This is a genomic window from Sinorhizobium chiapasense (assembly GCF_045277575.1).
Taxonomy (GTDB): domain Bacteria; phylum Pseudomonadota; class Alphaproteobacteria; order Rhizobiales; family Rhizobiaceae; genus Ensifer; species Ensifer chiapasense_A.
The window spans coordinates 2,087,052-2,103,819 of the sequence record NZ_CP144206.1 but is presented as its reverse complement, the minus strand read 5'-3'; the positions used below and the strand labels follow the sequence as shown (position 1 = coordinate 2,103,819).

14 protein-coding genes are annotated in these 16,768 nt (G+C 62.3%); 11 read left to right on the top strand and 3 right to left on the bottom strand.

The window, feature by feature from the left end:
• Positions 1 to 24: 24 nt before the first annotated feature.
• From QM996_RS28520 to QM996_RS28505, 4 genes are read left to right on the top strand one after another with little or no spacing between them, the layout of a single operon-like run.
• Positions 25 to 1,035: an ABC transporter permease gene (locus QM996_RS28520; protein WP_334197223.1), complete on the top strand. Its 1,011-nt coding sequence runs from the start codon at positions 25 to 27 to the stop codon at positions 1,033 to 1,035.
• Positions 1,032 to 2,159: an ABC transporter permease gene (locus QM996_RS28515; RefSeq protein ID WP_334197222.1), complete on the top strand. Its 1,128-nt coding sequence runs from the start codon at positions 1,032 to 1,034 to the stop codon at positions 2,157 to 2,159. The genes QM996_RS28520 and QM996_RS28515 overlap by 4 nt, the downstream gene beginning before the upstream one ends.
• 5 nt (positions 2,160 to 2,164) lie before the next feature.
• Positions 2,165 to 3,844, top strand: coding sequence for an ABC transporter ATP-binding protein (locus QM996_RS28510; protein ID WP_334197221.1), 1,680 nt, complete (start codon positions 2,165 to 2,167; stop codon positions 3,842 to 3,844).
• A 22-nt stretch (positions 3,845 to 3,866) separates the two neighbouring features.
• On the top strand, positions 3,867 to 5,240 hold the full coding sequence (locus QM996_RS28505) for an alpha-glucosidase/alpha-galactosidase (protein WP_334197220.1): 1,374 nt from the start codon (positions 3,867 to 3,869) through the stop codon (positions 5,238 to 5,240).
• Between the two features lie 108 nt (positions 5,241 to 5,348).
• Here QM996_RS28505 and QM996_RS28500 read toward each other — a convergent pair whose 3' ends face one another.
• Both QM996_RS28500 and QM996_RS28495 read right to left on the bottom strand, forming a co-directional pair.
• Positions 5,349 to 6,719 carry a sensor histidine kinase gene (locus QM996_RS28500; protein ID WP_334197219.1) on the bottom strand — a complete coding sequence of 457 codons (1,371 nt, stop codon included), beginning with the start codon at positions 6,717 to 6,719 and terminating at the stop codon, positions 5,349 to 5,351.
• The gene (locus QM996_RS28495) at positions 6,716 to 7,390 is read right to left on the bottom strand and encodes a response regulator transcription factor (RefSeq protein ID WP_334197218.1); all 675 of its coding nucleotides are present in this window, start codon (positions 7,388 to 7,390) and stop codon (positions 6,716 to 6,718) included. The genes QM996_RS28500 and QM996_RS28495 overlap by 4 nt, the downstream gene beginning before the upstream one ends.
• Before the next feature lie 294 nt (positions 7,391 to 7,684).
• On the opposite strand from QM996_RS28495, the gene QM996_RS28490 reads away from it, so the two are divergent.
• The 7 genes from QM996_RS28490 to QM996_RS28460 all read left to right on the top strand — a co-directional run bounded on the left by QM996_RS28490 (position 7,685) and on the right by QM996_RS28460 (position 15,401).
• On the top strand, positions 7,685 to 9,136 hold the full coding sequence (locus QM996_RS28490) for a patatin-like phospholipase family protein (RefSeq protein WP_334197217.1): 1,452 nt from the start codon (positions 7,685 to 7,687) through the stop codon (positions 9,134 to 9,136).
• A 198-nt stretch (positions 9,137 to 9,334) separates the two neighbouring features.
• Positions 9,335 to 10,594, top strand: coding sequence for an ABC transporter substrate-binding protein (locus tag QM996_RS28485; RefSeq protein ID WP_334197216.1), 1,260 nt, complete (start codon positions 9,335 to 9,337; stop codon positions 10,592 to 10,594).
• A gap of 203 nt (positions 10,595 to 10,797) precedes the next feature.
• Positions 10,798 to 11,721 (top strand): carbohydrate ABC transporter permease, encoded by a 924-nt coding sequence (locus QM996_RS28480; RefSeq protein ID WP_334197215.1) that lies wholly within the window; start codon positions 10,798 to 10,800, stop codon positions 11,719 to 11,721.
• A gap of 7 nt (positions 11,722 to 11,728) precedes the next feature.
• Complete coding sequence (locus tag QM996_RS28475) at positions 11,729 to 12,589, top strand: carbohydrate ABC transporter permease (RefSeq protein WP_334197214.1); 861 nt, start codon at positions 11,729 to 11,731, stop codon at positions 12,587 to 12,589.
• A gap of 4 nt (positions 12,590 to 12,593) precedes the next feature.
• Complete coding sequence (locus QM996_RS28470; protein WP_334197213.1) at positions 12,594 to 13,655, top strand: ABC transporter ATP-binding protein; 1,062 nt, start codon at positions 12,594 to 12,596, stop codon at positions 13,653 to 13,655.
• Positions 13,656 to 13,665: 10 nt separating this feature from the next.
• The gene (locus tag QM996_RS28465) at positions 13,666 to 14,418 is read left to right on the top strand and encodes a formylglycine-generating enzyme family protein (RefSeq protein ID WP_334198700.1); all 753 of its coding nucleotides are present in this window, start codon (positions 13,666 to 13,668) and stop codon (positions 14,416 to 14,418) included.
• Positions 14,397 to 15,401: a ScyD/ScyE family protein gene (locus tag QM996_RS28460; RefSeq protein WP_334197212.1), complete on the top strand. Its 1,005-nt coding sequence runs from the start codon at positions 14,397 to 14,399 to the stop codon at positions 15,399 to 15,401. The genes QM996_RS28465 and QM996_RS28460 overlap by 22 nt, the downstream gene beginning before the upstream one ends.
• 152 nt (positions 15,402 to 15,553) lie before the next feature.
• On the opposite strand, the gene QM996_RS28455 is transcribed toward QM996_RS28460, so the two are convergent.
• Positions 15,554 to 16,627, bottom strand: a complete 1,074-nt coding sequence (locus tag QM996_RS28455; RefSeq protein WP_334197211.1) for a glycoside hydrolase family 25 protein — start codon at positions 16,625 to 16,627, stop codon at positions 15,554 to 15,556.
• Positions 16,628 to 16,768 lie beyond the last annotated feature (141 nt).

The window sequence follows — 16,768 nt, the reverse complement described above, 5'->3', positions numbered from 1 at the left end:
CCCCAACCGACAGAAGGAAACGGCATGTTCAGGTTTCTGCTTGTCCGCATCGCCTCTGCCATTCCGGTGCTTTTGGTCCTGAGCGTGGCGACCTTTGCCATCATCCAGGCGCCGCCCGGTGACTACAGCGACTACATCCGCTCGCAGCTCATCAACCAGGGTGGCGCTTCCTACGAGGAAGCCGAAGCCCAGGCGCAGGCCTATCGCAAGGAACATGGCCTCGATAAGCCGCTGCCGGTGCAATACGTCAACTGGATGACCGGCATCCTGACGCGCGGCGATTTCGGACACAGCCTCTACTACAACAAGCCGGTTGCCGATGTCGTCGGCGAGCGCCTGCCGCGCACGCTGGCCCTGGCGCTCGTCTGCCACATCCTCGCGTCCGTCATCGGCATTTCCTTCGGCATCATTGCCGCGACCCGGCAATATTCCTGGATAGACAGCCTGCTTTCGACCGTGTCCTTCCTCGGCATGACGGTGCCGCGCTTCCTGATGGCGCTGATTATCGTCTATGTCCTGGTCTTCCATTTCAATGTCAGCGAGATCAACAGCTTCCACTCGGCCCGTTACGGCGGCGCACCCTGGTCCTTTGACAAGTTCGTCGACCTCGTCAAGCATGTCTGGCCGGTCGTCGCGATCGCCACCTTCGGCGGCCTCGCCTACAATATGCGGGTGATGCGCGGCAATCTGCTCGACACGCTGAACGCCCAATATGTCGAGACCGCCCGGGCGAAGGGCTTGAGCGAAGGTGCGGTGATCATGCGCCATGCCGTGCCCAACGCGCTACATCCGCTGATCATGTACCAAGGCGTGGTGCTGCCCTATATGCTAACGGGCGAGATCGAGACCGCGATCATCTTCGCGCTACCGACCGTCGGCCCTGCTATCGTCGGCTCCATGTGGGTAGGCGACGTCTATGTCACCGCCACCTTCATGCTGGTGCTTTCGGCCACCCTCATCCTCGGTAACATCATCGCTGACATGCTGCTGGCCGCGCTTGATCCGCGCGTGCGTCTCGGAGGAGCCCACGCATGACCGTCGAGATTGAGACAGTACGTCCGCTCACCGTCGAACCCAAACAGGAGCATCACAACGAAAGCTACCAGGCGCTCGTCTGGCGCCGGCTGAAGCGTTCCTGGACCGGCATACTTGGCCTGGTTCTCGTCGGCCTGCTGATCTTCATGGCAATTTTCGCCGACTTCCTGTCGCCTGTGGATCCTAAGGCCACGGGCGTCGCCTTTGCGCCACCGCAGGCGATCAGCTTTACCGACAAGGACGGGAAAATCGCCCTGCCGCCGCGCAGCTACCCTTTGACCGAAGGTGCAGAGCTTGACCCGATCACGTTCCAGCCGATCATCGGCCCTAATTACGATAATCCGCAGATCCTCGGTTTCTTCGTCAAAGGGGCGCCTTACCGGCTCTTTGGCCTGATCCCGTCCGAACGGCATTTCTTCGGCGCGGTCGACGGTTCGCCGGTGCATCTGCTCGGCACCGACAAGTTCGGCCGGGACGTGCTGTCGCGCATTCTCGTCGGATCACGCATCTCGCTGATGATCGCCCTCGTCGTCGTCTCGATCGTCACCGTCGTCGGCACGACTGTCGGCATGGCGTCCGGCTATTTCGGCGGCCGCTTCGATGTCTGGACGCAGCGCTTCGTCGAGCTGGTGCTCGCCTTCCCGCAACTGCCGCTCTACCTGGCACTGACCTCGCTGATCCCGGTGACGGCGCCGACCAATGTCTTCCTCGCCTTCGTCATCATCGTCATGTCGGCGCTTGGCTGGGCGCAGATGTCACGCGAGGTGCGTGGCAAGACGCTGGCGCTCGCCCGTATCGACTATGTGCGAGCGGCGATTGCTGTCGGCGCCAGCGACCGGCGCATCATCTTCCAGCACATCCTGCCGAACGTGATGAGTCACGTGATCGTCGCGGTCACGCTCTCGATCCCGCAGGTGGTGCTGCTCGAATCCTTCCTTGGGTTCCTGGGCTTTGCGGTCAAGCCGCCGCTGATTTCCTGGGGGCTGATGTTGCAGGACACGTCCACCTATTCCGTCATCGGGTCCTATCCCTGGATCCTGTCGCCCGTCGCCTTCGTGCTTGTCACAGTCTTCGCCTTTAATGCCCTTGGCGACGGTCTGCGCGATGCCATCGACCCCTATTGAGGAGGATGCTCATGACAGAAACTATCGACGTCCTCTCCGCCGCTCCCGCCGAGAGAAAGGATCTTTTGAAACAGAATGGCCGGCCGATCATCGACGCGCGCAACGTCGCTGTCCGCTTCAAGGTCGAGCATGGCACGGTGGAGGCGGTGAAGGACGTGTCCTTCCAGCTCTATCGCGGCGAAACCATCGCCATTGTCGGCGAGTCCGGCTCGGGAAAATCGGTGACGGCGCGCAGCGTCATGGGGCTTCTGTCGAAGCGCGCCACGATCGCCCGGCAATCGCGTATCGAATATGACGGCAAGGATGTGCTCAAGTTCTCGCCACGCGAGCGGCGGGCGCTCCGCGGCGATCGGCTGGCGATGATCTTCCAGGAGCCGATGAGCTCGCTCAATCCCGTCTATACGGTCGGTGCGCAGATCATCGAGGCGATCCGGGCACACCGCAGGATCAGCCGCCGAGCAGCGACCGAACGCGCGCTCGAACTGCTGCGCCATGTGAAGATCCCGGATCCCGAGCTCCGGCTCAACCAGTATCCGCACCAGCTCTCCGGCGGCCAGCGGCAGCGCGTGATGATCGCCATGGCGCTTGCCAACGATCCGGATGTGCTGATCGCCGACGAGCCAACGACGGCGCTCGACGTGACCGTCCAGGCGCAGATCCTCAATCTGATCCGCGACCTGCAGCGCGAGCTCAGCATGGCGGTGATCCTGATCACCCACGACCTGACGGTCGTGCGCCAGTTCTCGGACTATGTCTATGTCATGCAATATGGCGAGGTGAAGGAGCACAACACCACCGCGGCGCTCTTTGCCAACCCGTTGCACCCCTATACCAAGCGGCTGCTTTCGTCGGAGCCCTCAGGCGCCGCCAACCGGCTACCGGACAATGCGCCGATCGTCCTCGACGGACGGGATGTGAAGGTCTCCTTCATGCTGAAGAAGGGCGGCCTGTTCCGTTCGCAGTTTTCCGAGCTGGTCGCGGTCGACAAGCTCAGCCTCAATCTGCGCAAGCATGAGACGCTCGGGCTCGTCGGCGAATCCGGTTCGGGCAAGACGACCTTCGGCCAGGCCCTGATCCGACTGCTCAATGCCGATGGTGGCGAGATCTTCTTCGACGGGATCCCGATCCACGACAAGGACCGCACCGCAATGCGGCCGCTGCGTTCGCGCATCCAGATCGTGTTCCAGGACCCCTTCGCCTCGCTCAATCCGCGCATGTCGATCGGCCAGATCATCGAGGAGGGGCTGGTCGTCAACGGCATTGGTGCCAATCGCAAGGAACGGCTCGACCGGGTGGTCGATGCGCTGACAGCGGCCGGAATGCCGGGCAACATCCTGTCACGCTTCCCGCATGAGTTCTCAGGTGGCCAGCGTCAGCGCATAGCGATCGCCCGTGCCATCGCGCTCGAGCCGGAATTCATCCTACTCGACGAGCCCACCTCGGCGCTCGATCTCTCCGTTCAGGCCCAGATCATCGAACTGCTGCGCAAGCTGCAGGACGAGCGGGGCCTCAGCTATCTCTTCATCTCCCATGACCTCAAGGTCGTGCGCGCGCTCTGCCACCGGGTCGTGGTGATGCAGCACGGCAGAATAGTCGAGGAGGGGCCGGTGAGCGAAATTCTGTCCAATCCCAAGACCGCCTACACCGAACGGCTTGTGAAAGCCGCCTTCGATGTGGCCGCATGACACCAGAAAGCAGAGGCAATCCATGACCAGACAACCCAAGATCACCTTTATTGGCGCTGGCTCCACCGTCTTCATGAAGAACATCATCGGCGACGTGCTGCAGCGCCCGGCGCTGTCGGCCGCGACCATCGCGCTGATGGACGTCAACCCTCAACGTCTCGGCGAAAGCGAGATCGTCGCCGGCAAGCTGGTGCGCACGCTCGGCGTCAAGGCTGATATCGAGACCCATTCCAACCAGAAGAAGGCGCTGGAGGGTGCCGATTTCGTCGTCGTCGCCTTCCAGATCGGCGGCTACGAGCCCTGCACCGTCACCGATTTCGAGGTGCCGAAGAAATATGGTCTGCGCCAGACGATCGCCGATACGCTCGGCGTCGGCGGCATCATGCGCGGGCTTCGCACCGTGCCGCATCTCTGGAAGATCTGCGAGGACATGCTCGAGGTCTGCCCCAACGCCATCCTCTTGCAATACGTCAACCCGATGGCGATCAACACCTGGGCGATCGCCGAGAAATATCCGACGATCCGTCAGGTGGGCCTCTGCCACTCGGTCCAGGGCACGGCCTACGAGCTTTCGCGCGATCTCGATATCCCGGTTTCGGAGATCCGCTACCGCGCCGCCGGCATCAACCACATGGCGTTCTTCCTCAAATTCGAGCACAAGCAGTCAGACGGCAGCTACCGCGACCTCTATCCGGATCTCGTGCGCGGCTACCGCGAAGGTCGTTTCCCGAAACCCAGCCACTGGAACCCGCGCTGCCCCAACAAGGTGCGCTATGAGATGCTGACCAGGCTCGGCTATTTCGTCACCGAAAGCTCGGAGCACTTCGCCGAGTACACCCCCTATTTCATCAAGGACGGCCGGCCCGACCTCATCGAGAAGTTCGGCATCCCACTCGACGAATATCCGAAACGCTGCGTCGAGCAGATCGAGCGCTGGAAGGGGCAGGCGGCCGCCTTCAAGGAGGCCGAGACGATCGAAGTGGCCGAAAGCCATGAATACGCCTCCTCGATCATGAACTCGGTCTGGACCGGCGAGCCCTCTGTCATCTACGGCAATCTCCGCAACAATGGCTGCATCACCTCGCTGCCGGAAAACTGCGCTGCCGAGGTTCCTTGCCTGGTCGACGCATCCGGCATCCAGCCGACATTCATCGGCGACCTGCCGCCGCAGCTCACGGCGCTGATCCGTACCAACATCAACGTCCAGGAGCTGACGGTGCAGGCGCTGATGACCGAAAACCGCGAACATCTCTACCACGCCGCGATGATGGATCCGCACACGGCGGCCGAACTCGACCTCGACCAGATCTGGTCGCTCGTCGACGATCTGCTCACAGCCCATCGTGACTGGATCCCGGAATGGGCGCGGGTGTCGAAGAAGGTCCAGGCGGCCTGACATTTTCTCCCGGTCAGGTCGCGTCGAGCCCCGGAACCTCATGTCTTCTCCCTATGTCCTAGCCGATTCAAGGGCAAAGCAGGCAGCAGGTTCCGGGGCTTGCTCTTTTCAAGCCGAAGTCGTCGCCTCCCGCGGCAGCACGATGCGCATGCAGGCGCCGCCGGACGGCGAGCGGGCGACATCGACATAGCCGCCGTGCAACTGGACGATCTTCTGCACCAGGTTGAGGCCCAGGCCCGCCCCTTTGCCGTCCTTGCGAAGCCGCTGGAAGGGCTCGAAGATCCGGTCCGTTTCGCTGCGCGGGATGCCGTCGCCGTCGTCGCACACATCGATCGCGCCTTGCGGGTCGACCTTGACCGTGATCGTGCCCCGTCGGCCGCCATGGTCGATGGCATTCTGCACGAGATTGGTGAGCGCCCGCTCCAAAGATGCTTCGTCCCCTGTCACCATGACGGGGCGTCGATCCGCCTCGAAGGTCACCTCGTAGCCGGCGCCAAAGGCAAGCGGTGCGAGCGCAACGATCACCCGTTCGGCAAGGGCCGCGAGATCGACGGGCCTGAATTCGTCCTTCTGGGCGTCGAGCCGTTCGAGGTCGAGAAGCTGACCTGCCAGGATTGAAAGGCGCGTCACGTCCTCGTTGAGGCGGGTCTTGTCTGGTCCCGGTGGCAGCGAGGCGATCCGGGCGCCAAGGATGGCGACCGGTGTGCGCAGTTCATGGGCGGCCTGTGCCAGGAAACGCTTGTGCCTCGTATAGCCTTCGTCGAGGCGTTCGAGCGCATCGTTGACGGCCCTCACCAGCGGCAGGAATTCCGAGGGAACGCCTGCGACCGGCATCTGGATGCCACGCCGGTCGTATTCGATATGCGCCGCATGCGAGGCCGCATGGGAGAGACCCGACAACATTCGCCGTACGACGACCGGCGTGACCACCACGGTCGCAAAGGCGAGCAGCAACAACATCGGCACGAAGATGGTGAGGAAGGCGCCGGTCGTGCTCAGCAGCAGACGGTCGAAGGTCAGTTCTCCCTCGGTGCCGCTGAAGATCTGGACGCTGCCCGCTGGCGACTCGAGCCATTTGACGACGGCTTCGGGGCGCGCGTTCTTGTCCGGCGAAAGCCTGAAACGGGCGTCGTTCATGTGCTCGAGGCCGGCGATCGCAAAGGCGAAGGCTTCGGGCACCTTGCCCTCGGCGAGGCTGTGTCCTTGCTTGTCGCGTACGATGAACCAGATGGTTGCTGCCCGCTGGCGCAGCCGGATCAGGTCAGGCGTTTCCTGAAGGACAAGCTTACCTTCGGCGTTGCGTGTGATCGCATCCTTCAACACGTCGACATTGCCGTTCTCGTACCCGTCGATGAGGTAGCCGGTCACCCAGAGCAGGCCGACGGCAATGGCGATCACAACCAGCGTGGCGACCGTTTCGAACAGCACCAGCCAGCCGACGAGGCGCCATTTGAACGAATGCGGGGCTCTGCCGCTCATGAATCTTCCCTGAGGAGATAGCCCACGCCGCGAATGCCGTTGATGATCACTCCGGCATCCGCGTCTGAAAGCTTGCGGCGAACGCGCGAGATATGGGTGTCGAGCGCGTTCGACTGGATGTCGTCATCGAGGCCGAAGACGGCTTCCATCAGTGCGGCGCGCAGCACCATCCGGCCCATGCGCCGGGTCAGCGTCTCGAGCACCAGAAGTTCGCGGCGCGGCATCTTCAGCGGCGCCCCGGAGATACTTGCCTCGCAGTGCGCAAGGTCGAAGGAGAGACGCCCGACGGTGACGATATCGGATTGCACGGGCGCGGGACGCCGCGCCAGCGCCCGCAGCCGCGCCAGCAGTTCCTCGAAGGCAAAGGGCTTGCCGATATAGTCGTCCGCCCCGCCATCGAGCCCGGCAACCCGTTCCGCCAGATCGTCGAGCGCGGTCAGCACCAGCACCGGCACGTTGTTGCCGCGCGACCGGATCACGGGAATGAGCGAGAGCCCGTCACCATCGGGCAGCTTTCGATCCAGCACGACCACGTCGTAGACGGCATCGTTCAGGATCAAGGCGGCCTCAGTGAGGTCGCGCGCGTGGTCGGCGACCATCCGGTGATGGCTCAAGGCGGCCCTGAGCGCTCCCGCGAGTTCCTTCTCATCCTCGACCAGCAAGACCCGCATGAATGCGCTTTACCTCGTGCAATGTGCCTACGCGCGCGACCCTAGCGCCGCTTCATTGAGGGAACCTGTCATCCTGCCGCAAAGTAATCCCGATCGCCGCTGCCGTACAATCTTTCGTTGCGAATGTCGTTCATGACATGCTGTCTCAATGTAGATCCTTAGGCTGGGCGGCAATTGCTCGCGAACGTCAATTCTTGCGGGCAAAGCCAACCTGGATCAGGACGCATGAAGGTTAGCAATCGAAAGCGACATTCAATCAGGGAGAAAGGAGAAGGGGCTGCTGGCCGCCACACCGTGCGGCAGGTTGTTGTTGCGCACACAAGGCGGCTTCTGCGGCATGGAACGCTGGCGCTTGCCCTTGCTGCGGCCGGCTGCGCCGGCCCGGATGTGACGCCGACCAACAGGCGGCTCGAACTGACGACCGGAGCAGTGCCACGGCAGCAGCCAGTCTCGGATGCCGGCGACACCGGTATCGTCCTTGCCTTTTCCGGAGGCGGTGCCCGTTCTGCCGCCTTCGGCTACGGCGTGTTGTCGGCGCTGGCGGAAGAGCCATCACCGGCCGCAAGGGGGCGCCGTCTTGCGGATGATGTCGCTGTCGTTGCCGGTGTTTCCGGCGGCGCTGTGCTTGCCTCTTATTTCGCCCTCTACGGCCGTTCGGGACTTGAAGATTTTCGCAAGCGTTTCCTCGGGCGCGATGTCGAGGCCTCGCTCAGGATGTCGTTTTCGCCGGCGAATATCCTGCGCGGCTATCGCGGCGGGGTGAACGATCTATCCGGCTTTCCTGCGTGGCTCGACGCGAACCTGTTCAAGGGAGCGACACTCGGCACCGTTGCACGCCCGGGCCACCCGCGCCTGGTGATCCATGCGACCGACCTCTATAACCGCGCGCCGTTCATCTTCGATCGAGCGTCCTTCACCGCGATTTGCAGCAGTTACGACGACTATCCGCTCGCCTATGCCGTCGCGGCCTCGGCCGCAGTCCCGGTGGTGTTTGCGCCTCTGACCTTAAAGAACTTCCGGACCGGTTGCGAGGCTTTACCGGAAGTGCGCGCACAGGCGGCGCGATCGCAGCCGCCGGGCTCGCTCGTCGCGCGCGAATACGCCGATTCACTCAGGCGCTACGAAACGGCGAAGGATCTCAACTATCTCAAGCTCTACGACGGTGGTCTGGTCGATGGCGTCGGAACGCAGAGCCTGCTGCATCTGATGGGGCGGTCGGCGCCCGAACCCATTCCAGAGGAACGGGCTCTAAGCCTCAGGCACCTGATCGTCATCGTCGTCGATGCCTCGACCCGGATCGGAGGGGATCTGTCGCAAACCGTCGACAGCCCCAAGGCGCCGGATGCGATCGTCGCGGCCATCGACGCGATGATCAACATCCCCAACCTCCAAAGCTTCGATGCCTTGCGCGACCATCTGCCCGCCTGGCGCAACAAATTCGTGAAATGGCGTTGCGGTATGGGTGGCACAAGGCGGGGCTGCGGCGATCTTGATGTCGATGTCATCCGGCTGGCCTTGACCGATATCGTCGACCCGCCAGTGGCGCGACGGATCATGAAGCTCCACAACAGGCTGGCATTGGATGCGGAGGATGTCGATTTCCTGTCGGGCCTTGGCCGGCGGTTGCTCGTCGAGCATCCCGGATACCAGCGCTTCCTGGACCGCATCAGGCGGGGCGCGACGGATGGGCGTATCAGCGCCTTGTCGAATTGGCGCTCGCGCGATCCAAATAACAGTAAATACTAATGCAACCTCTCTGAATAAGCCTTTTGATGTGATAAACTCATCGCGGGAGCAACAGCCGGCTAAAGGAGATGCCGGCCTCCATTTCATCTTGCTGTTCAATCGTTTGTGGATGTCGAGGCAGCGTCTCCACCATGCCGGGCAAGGTCGGGTCCATTGCGAAGAGGCCTTTGACCAACAACTCGGATTGGGAGGTGTACAATGGTTCGCAAACTGTTTCTCGTTTTGGCTGCCGCGGCGTCTGCGCTTGCGATCAACGGGGCGGCATGGGCCGATTTCACAATCCTCGTGCCATCGAGCAGTGAAGGTGACGGCCTAAGGGCCGCTGCCGCCGACTACTCGAAAATGAAGGGCACGAAGGTGGAGATCGTGCAGGCGCCTTATGCCAATGTGTTTGAGCAGGGCGCCAATGCAGGCTCGACCAAATCCGGCGTGTTCGACATCATCCTGATGGATGACCCATGGATTCCGTTTTTCGCCGAGAACGGGCATCTGGAGGATCTGACGCCGTTCTTCAAGAAGGCGGGCTTGGAGGGACCGGACACCGATTTCCTCTCGAAGTCGCTGGCAATATGCCGCAACCCTTACAATACGGGTCCCTATGTCTGCCTGCCCTATGTGGGAAACGCGCAGATGTTCTTCTACGACGCCGCGAAATACAAGGAGGCCGGTGTTGACGCCCCCAAGACCTGGGACGACGTATTGAAGGCGAGCCAGGCCCTGACCAAGGAAGGCGGCGGGCGCTATTTCGGCTACGTTTTCCGTGGCGGCCAGGGTAACCCGGTCGTCGCCGATTTCATGCCGATCTTCTGGTCCTACGGCGCCAATATGTTCAACGAGGATCGTACGAAGGTGACGATCGATACGCCGGAAGGCGCGGCCGCGATGAAGATGTTCATGGCGCTCCGCGACGTTTCTCCAAAGGGGATCGAGAGCTATAACGCCAACGAGGTCGGCACTGCGCTTGCCGCCGGCACCGCAGCGTCGTCAATCAACTGGCCGAACTGGGTTGCGACCTTCGAGGATCCGACCCAATCCAAAATGGTGGGCAAGATATCCTACAGTCCGATTCCGGCGGGCACGAAACCGGGCAGCTCCGAAATTGGCCATTGGACCATGGGCATCATGTCGGCCTCCAAGAACAAACAGGAGGCTTTCGACTTTATGCTCTGGGCGACCTCGCCCGAGCAGATCAAGATCTCCGCCGAGCGCGGTAATCCGCCGGTCCGCACCTCGGTCTTCACCGACCCGGAGCTGACCAAGCAGGAGAAATTCCGCCATTACCCGGTGCTGATGGAGGCGATCCAGGCCTCGACGCCACGGCCGCGCCATCCGAAGTGGCCGGAGATCGAAAATGCCTTCGGGATCGAGCTTTCCAAGGCAGTCGCGGGCACGATCACGCCGGAGGAGGCGCTGAAGAACTCACAGACAGCGGTCGAAGAAATCACCGGCCTTAAATAGACGGACGCTACATCGGTGGGGCCACAGGCTTTACTCTCGCGGCCGCATCGGAACCGACCGGTGCGGTCGCATCCGACGTCAGTAGCGAAAGCGCCGCACGTCTTATCAGAGATGCAACGGTCGCTGTCACATTTTGAATTGCTGCATGTTTGCATCCTTAAATCGGCTACGGACACATGCAGTAGCGCCTGCGGGAGGAGCCAATGTTGAGGCCCGACAAAGGCATGCCGGCGGCGTCGCCCAGACCGGGTGGCGCGCTCGAGCATTGGACTGAGCGTCACCTGCGCTACCTGATGCTTGCGCCGACCATGATCGTCCTTCTGGCACTGACGATCTTCCCCAGCTTCTACATGTTTTATGCGGCGGTCCACAGGATCAGCCCCAATCCCGACCTGCCCTGGGAATTCGTCGGCTCAGGCAATTTCGCGCGGCTGTTGACCGACGCACAGTTTCACGTCGCGCTGCGCAACACCGCGGTGTTCACGATCGTGGCGGTGACGTTTGAATTCTTGCTCGGGCTGGGCCTGGCGCTGCTGCTCGATAAGTTCATCCGCCGGCTGACCTTTCTGAAAACCGTCCTGATGATCCCGATGATGCTGCCGCCGATCGCTGTCGCGATCACCTGGAAGATCATCTATGAGCCACAGTTTGGCGTGCTGAACGAGATCATGTTCCGTCTAGGTCTTCCATTGCAGGCATGGGCGGGCGACGTGAATTTGGCGATGTTTTCAATCATCGTCGCCGATGTCTGGCAGTGGACACCATTCATATTCCTCTTGATGTTGGCGGGGCTGGCAAGTCTGCCGGTCGAGCCCTACGAGGCGGCGGCGCTCGACGGCGCCTCGTCCTGGCGGCAGTTCTGGGATCTGACGCTGCCTTTCCTGAAACCGGTCATCGCGATTGCCGTGCTCCTGCGCGTCATGGATGCGCTGCGCCTTTTCGATCTGGTCTTCATCCTGACGGGGGGAGGTCCGGCGGATCGAACGAAGGTCCTGAGCCTGTACATCTATCAGGTCGCCTATCGCTTCGCCGATCCCGGCTACGCGGCGGCGATCTCTCTCTTCGTGCTGTTCGTGACGATCGTGCTGAGCACCTGGTTCATGAAGCGCATGCGGCTGGCGGAGTGAGGCGACGATGGTGACGATAAGAACACGCAGCCGTGGCAGCGAAATGCTTCTCCGCCTGACCGCCTATCTGACGATCCTCGTCGCGCTGATCCTGACGTTGTTTCCCGTTTATTGGATCGCGGTCAATTCGTTCAAGTACGACATCGACATTTTCGCCGTGCCGCCCGAATGGCTGCCGCGCAACCCGACCTTGAAGCACTATGACGAAGCGTTCATCCAGCGTCCGTTCCTGCGCTACGCACTGAACAGCTTGCTCGTCGCGGTCGGAACCACGGTCATTTCCGTCGGCTTCGGCACGATGGCTGGTTATGCCTTGGCGCGATTCAGCTATCCCTGGCAATGGCGCAAGCAGATCTCGTTCTGGATTCTTTCGACGCGGATGATGCCGCCGATCGTCAGCATCATCCCGCTCTATCTGTTCTTCAACTCATTCGACATGCTCAACACCAAGTCGGCGCTCATCATCGCCTACACCGCCTTCAACCTGCCGTTCGCCACCTGGATGATGAAGAGCTATTTCCAGGACTTGCCCGTCGAATTGGAAGAGGCGGCGATCGTCGACGGTGACACCCAATGGGGCGCCTTCCTGCATGTCGCCTTGCCGCTGGCGCGCCCAGGGCTCGCGGCCACCGCCATCTTCTGCCTGATCATCTCCTGGAACGAGTTCCTGCTTTCCCTGATCATCACGCTCACCGAGCAGTCGCAGACGCTGCCGATCGGCATTGCCGGGCGGGTGACGCAGTACAAGACCTATTGGGGGGAAATCAGCGCCGCCGGGTTCATGGCCTGCGTGCCGATCGTCATCTTCGCGTTCATCGTTCAGAAACATCTGGTCCGGGGGTTGTCTCTCGGGGCGGTCAAGGGGTGAGGCCATGGCGTCCGTGACGTTCAACAACGTCTCCAAGAAATTCGGCGAATTCGTCGCGGTGGCCGACTTCAACCTGGAGGTCCGGGACAAGGAGTTTCTCGTCCTGCTTGGCCCCTCCGGTTGCGGCAAGACCACGACGATGCGCATGGTCGCCGGCCTCGAGGAGGCGACCTCCGGTGATATCTACATCGATGCGGAACGCATTAATGGCGTCCTGCCGAAGTATCGCGACGTCGCGATGGTCTTCCAGTCCTATGCGCTCTACCCGCACCTGACCGTCGAGCAGAACATCGGCTACCCTCTCAAGATCCGCAAAGTGCCACCCGAGGAAAGCAAACGGCGCGTCGCCGAAGTCGCGCGTCGGGTGGAACTCGAGACCATGCTGTCACGCCTGCCAAGGGAACTTTCGGGCGGCCAGCGCCAGCGCGTCGCGCTGGCCCGCGCGATCGTGCGCACGCCGCGCGTCTTTCTCATGGACGAGCCGCTCTCCAATCTCGACGCAAAGCTGCGCACCCAGATGCGCTCGGAGCTGAAACATCTCCAGCATGAGCTCCAGGTCACGACGATCTACGTCACGCACGACCAGATCGAGGCGATGACGCTGGCGCATCGGGTGGCGGTCATGAACAGGGGGGTGATCGAGCAGTTGGGTACGCCGCGGGAAATCTACAGCGATCCGCGTACGCTTTTCGTCGCCGGCTTTATCGGCTCGCCGCCGATGAACCTCATTCCGGGCGAGGCGCGGGACGGGATCTTCACGAGCGCTGGGCTGAGGGTCGACGGGCTTGGCCAGGCAAGCGTTCCCCGCGCGGTTCTCGGCGTTCGCCCAGAAGACATCCATGCGACGGGAGCCGGGGGGCGTGATGCCAATCTGGTCGCCCCAATCTATTCGGTCGAGCTTACCGGAGAGAACACGCTTGTCAGCCTCAGGCTCGGCGCCCAATTGCTGACCCTGCGGGCAGACAAGAATTTCGCCGGCCAGATCGACCAGCCGATCGGCATCAAGGTCGCGGCGGATCGGGTGTTTCTGTTCGATGGCGAGTCTCAGCGTCGTGTCGACTTCTGATCTCCGGATGATGGCTGTGGCGATCGCGCTGACGTTTGCGGCCGGGGCGGCCACCGCCGATGACGGTCAGATCGCCGGCAATCCGCTTATCGACATTCCCGCCGGCACTTTCGTGTTCGGCCGTGACGACGGCCCGGATAACGAACGTCCGCGCCGCCTGGTGTCGGGCAACGCCTTTGCGATCAACCGCACCGAAATCACCAATCGGCAATATCGAGCCTTCGTCGAAGCGACGGGCCATCGTCCCGCTTTCTATGCCGGGCATCCGATTCTCGGTTTGGACGATTATCCGGTGGTCGGCGTAAGCTGGGGAGACGGCGATGCCTTTTGCCGACATTATGGCCTCACTCTCCCTTCGGAGCAGCAGTACGAGAGGGCGGCGCGCGGGGCCGAGGGGCAGGCCCTTCCATGGGGTACTGCGCCCGCGGATGGCCGCCGCGCCAACGCCGGCGCCGCGAATTGCTGCGCTGGCGACGAGAGCGACGGCTATCCGATGACCGCCCCCGCCCTGTCCTTTGCCGATGGCGCAAGCGGCGAAGGGGTACTCAACCTCGTCGGCAATGTCTGGGAATGGACGAGCGATCTCTATGCGCCCTATGCCGCCACGACCGCGAGCAGCGGCGCCAAATCGTATCGCGTGCTGCGCGGCGGGGCCTGGAACAGCGATCCCACACATCTTACCACAACCTATCGTTTGGCCTATGATCCCAACTTCCGGTTCTCGGGGAATGGCGGTTTCCGATGCGTTCGTTCCGGCAGATGACGATCCTCGTCGCCTTCTTGCTTCTCGCAGCAGGTACCGCTGCCGAGCCGGAGGTCGCGCCGGGCTACCGACTTGAAAGCTTCAGCAAGGCCGGTGCTGCCTTCGGCGGCCTTTCTCGCGACGGCGAGGCTCTTCTCGTTACCGATCTTGCCAGTGGCCGGCTCTATCGGCGGGTGCCCGCGGGCGACCTCGAAGCGTTCGGTCCGGTCTTTCCCCATGGCCTCGACGTGATCGGCGACCCGACCGGTCCCTATCGGGTGCTTCGTGTCGGCGACAAGCTTGTCGTCGCCCAAGGATGGACGCCGGCCGATACCGATGCCGGACCCTATGATCACGCCCTCGTCGCGATCGACGGTGCCGGCCGGCGCCGTGTCATCAATGCCGATTTCTGGAATCCGTTCGACCTCGTCGCCGCCACGGATGCCTATTATGTCGTCGATTCGGCGCGCAACAGCGTCGAGCGTCTTGGAGCCGACGGCCGCAAGCAGACGCTCACGAGCTTTCGCCGCCTTCGTCAAAAGGCGGCCGCGTTGGAAACACTCTCCCCGACAGAGTTCAACGAGGGCAACTACGAGGTCGATGCCGTGCCGACCGGGATCACGCTTCGCGAGGGGCGTCTCTATGTTGCGCTTTTCGGCGGCTTTCCTTTCCTCGCCGGGGCCGGAAAGGTCGTTTCAATTCCCGAGAAAAGCGAGGGTGCGGAGCTGCGGCCGGAGGTTGATGGCCTGAATGCACCGGTCGCCATTGCCTTCGACGAAAAGGGGCGGATGCTTGTCCTTGAACACGGCCTATACGACCAGCAGCAGGGGTTCCGAGCAAACAGCGGCCGGTTGCTGCTGTTCGATCATGCGACGGGCAGCCGGGAGACGGTGGTCGACGGGCTGACGCGACCGGTCTCCGTCCTCGTGTGGGACAACAGGCAGATCGTCATCTCCGAACTCGGCGGCACGCTGCTCTTTCTGGCCCGCGAAGAGGCGCGGTGAAGGCGCAATGACAGCGCCGCGTCCTATCAGAGGGATCAGAGGGCAATGGTCGCGGTAGCAAGTTGAATTGCTGCATGTTTTTGTCCTTAAATCGGCGACGATCTAAGGAAACATGCCGTAGCGGAGCTATTCGAGGTCCCGTTGCTGGCGGCTCAGTTCGCCCGCGCCTCCAGCCAGTCATACCACTCGTCTTCGCTGCCGTGGAAGACGTTGAGGTCGATCTTGCCGTCGACGCCGTGCGAGAGGCCGGAGCCCGAATATTGCCAGAACAGCCATTTGCGGTTCGGGTAAACCTTGGATGGATGCTGAGCCACTGCGCGCAGCCAGAACGGATATTTCTGGAACGCGCCCTGCAGGTTGTCGGCATAGAAGTCCGGCGCCGTATAGATGATCGGACGCTGGCCGTAATGCGCCTCGAGCTTGTCCATGAAGACCTGCATCTTTTCGCGCACGCGTTCAGGTGACAGGCGCCGCTTGCAGCTGGATTCGCCGTTGTATTCGACGTCGATCACGGGCGGCAGCGCGCCGGGCTCGCGCGGCACGTTGCGGATGAACCAGTCGGCCTGCTCGCCGGCGGTGCGGCACCAGTAGAAGAAGTGGTAGGCGCCGCGCCGCATGCCGGCTGCCTTGGCGGCGCGCCAGTTCTTCTTGAACATCGGGTCGAGATGATCGCCGCCGTCCGTCGCCTTGATGAAGGCGAAATTCGCGCCCTGGGTGCGCAGCTTCGACCAGTCGATCTCGCCCTGCCAGCGCGAAACGTCGACGCCGTGGACGGCCATCTTGCGCGGATTTTTGGCGCGGCCGAAATTGATCGGCTTGGCGTCGCGGAAACGGTGGCCGTAGATGCGCGAGCGCCCCTGCGGCATCGCCTGTGTGACCGGATTGGCGGGGGCCACGAAGGCGACCGGCCGAGCGCCGGGGACGGGCATGTCCATGGTCGCCGTTGTCGTCGTCGTATTGACCGCCGGCGCAAAGGCTTTGGGCTCCGGAACCGGGCCAGCCCAGGCGAGCATCTCCTGCGGCGGTGCGGACTCGACGGTCTGCGGTGGCGTTACCTCGGAGACCCTTGCGCCGACATTGGCGGCGGGTACTGGTGCGGCCGAAAGCACGACGGAGCTGGTCGTTTCACGCGAGGGCCGCGGTGCGATGGTGTCCAGGCTCGAACTGGAAGTGCAGCCCGAAACAAGGCCGGCAAAAATGATTGCGGTCGCAGCTGAAAGACGCATGGGCACCCGTACGCAGAACAAGGTCGACGGCAATCGCCGGCCGACAGGTGTGAATAGCTAACGGAAGCTTACTCAAAAAGATTGAATCCAATCTTACCAACCCGACCCAACTTCGCGCACTGGAGGTTGCAGTGGCGAGGG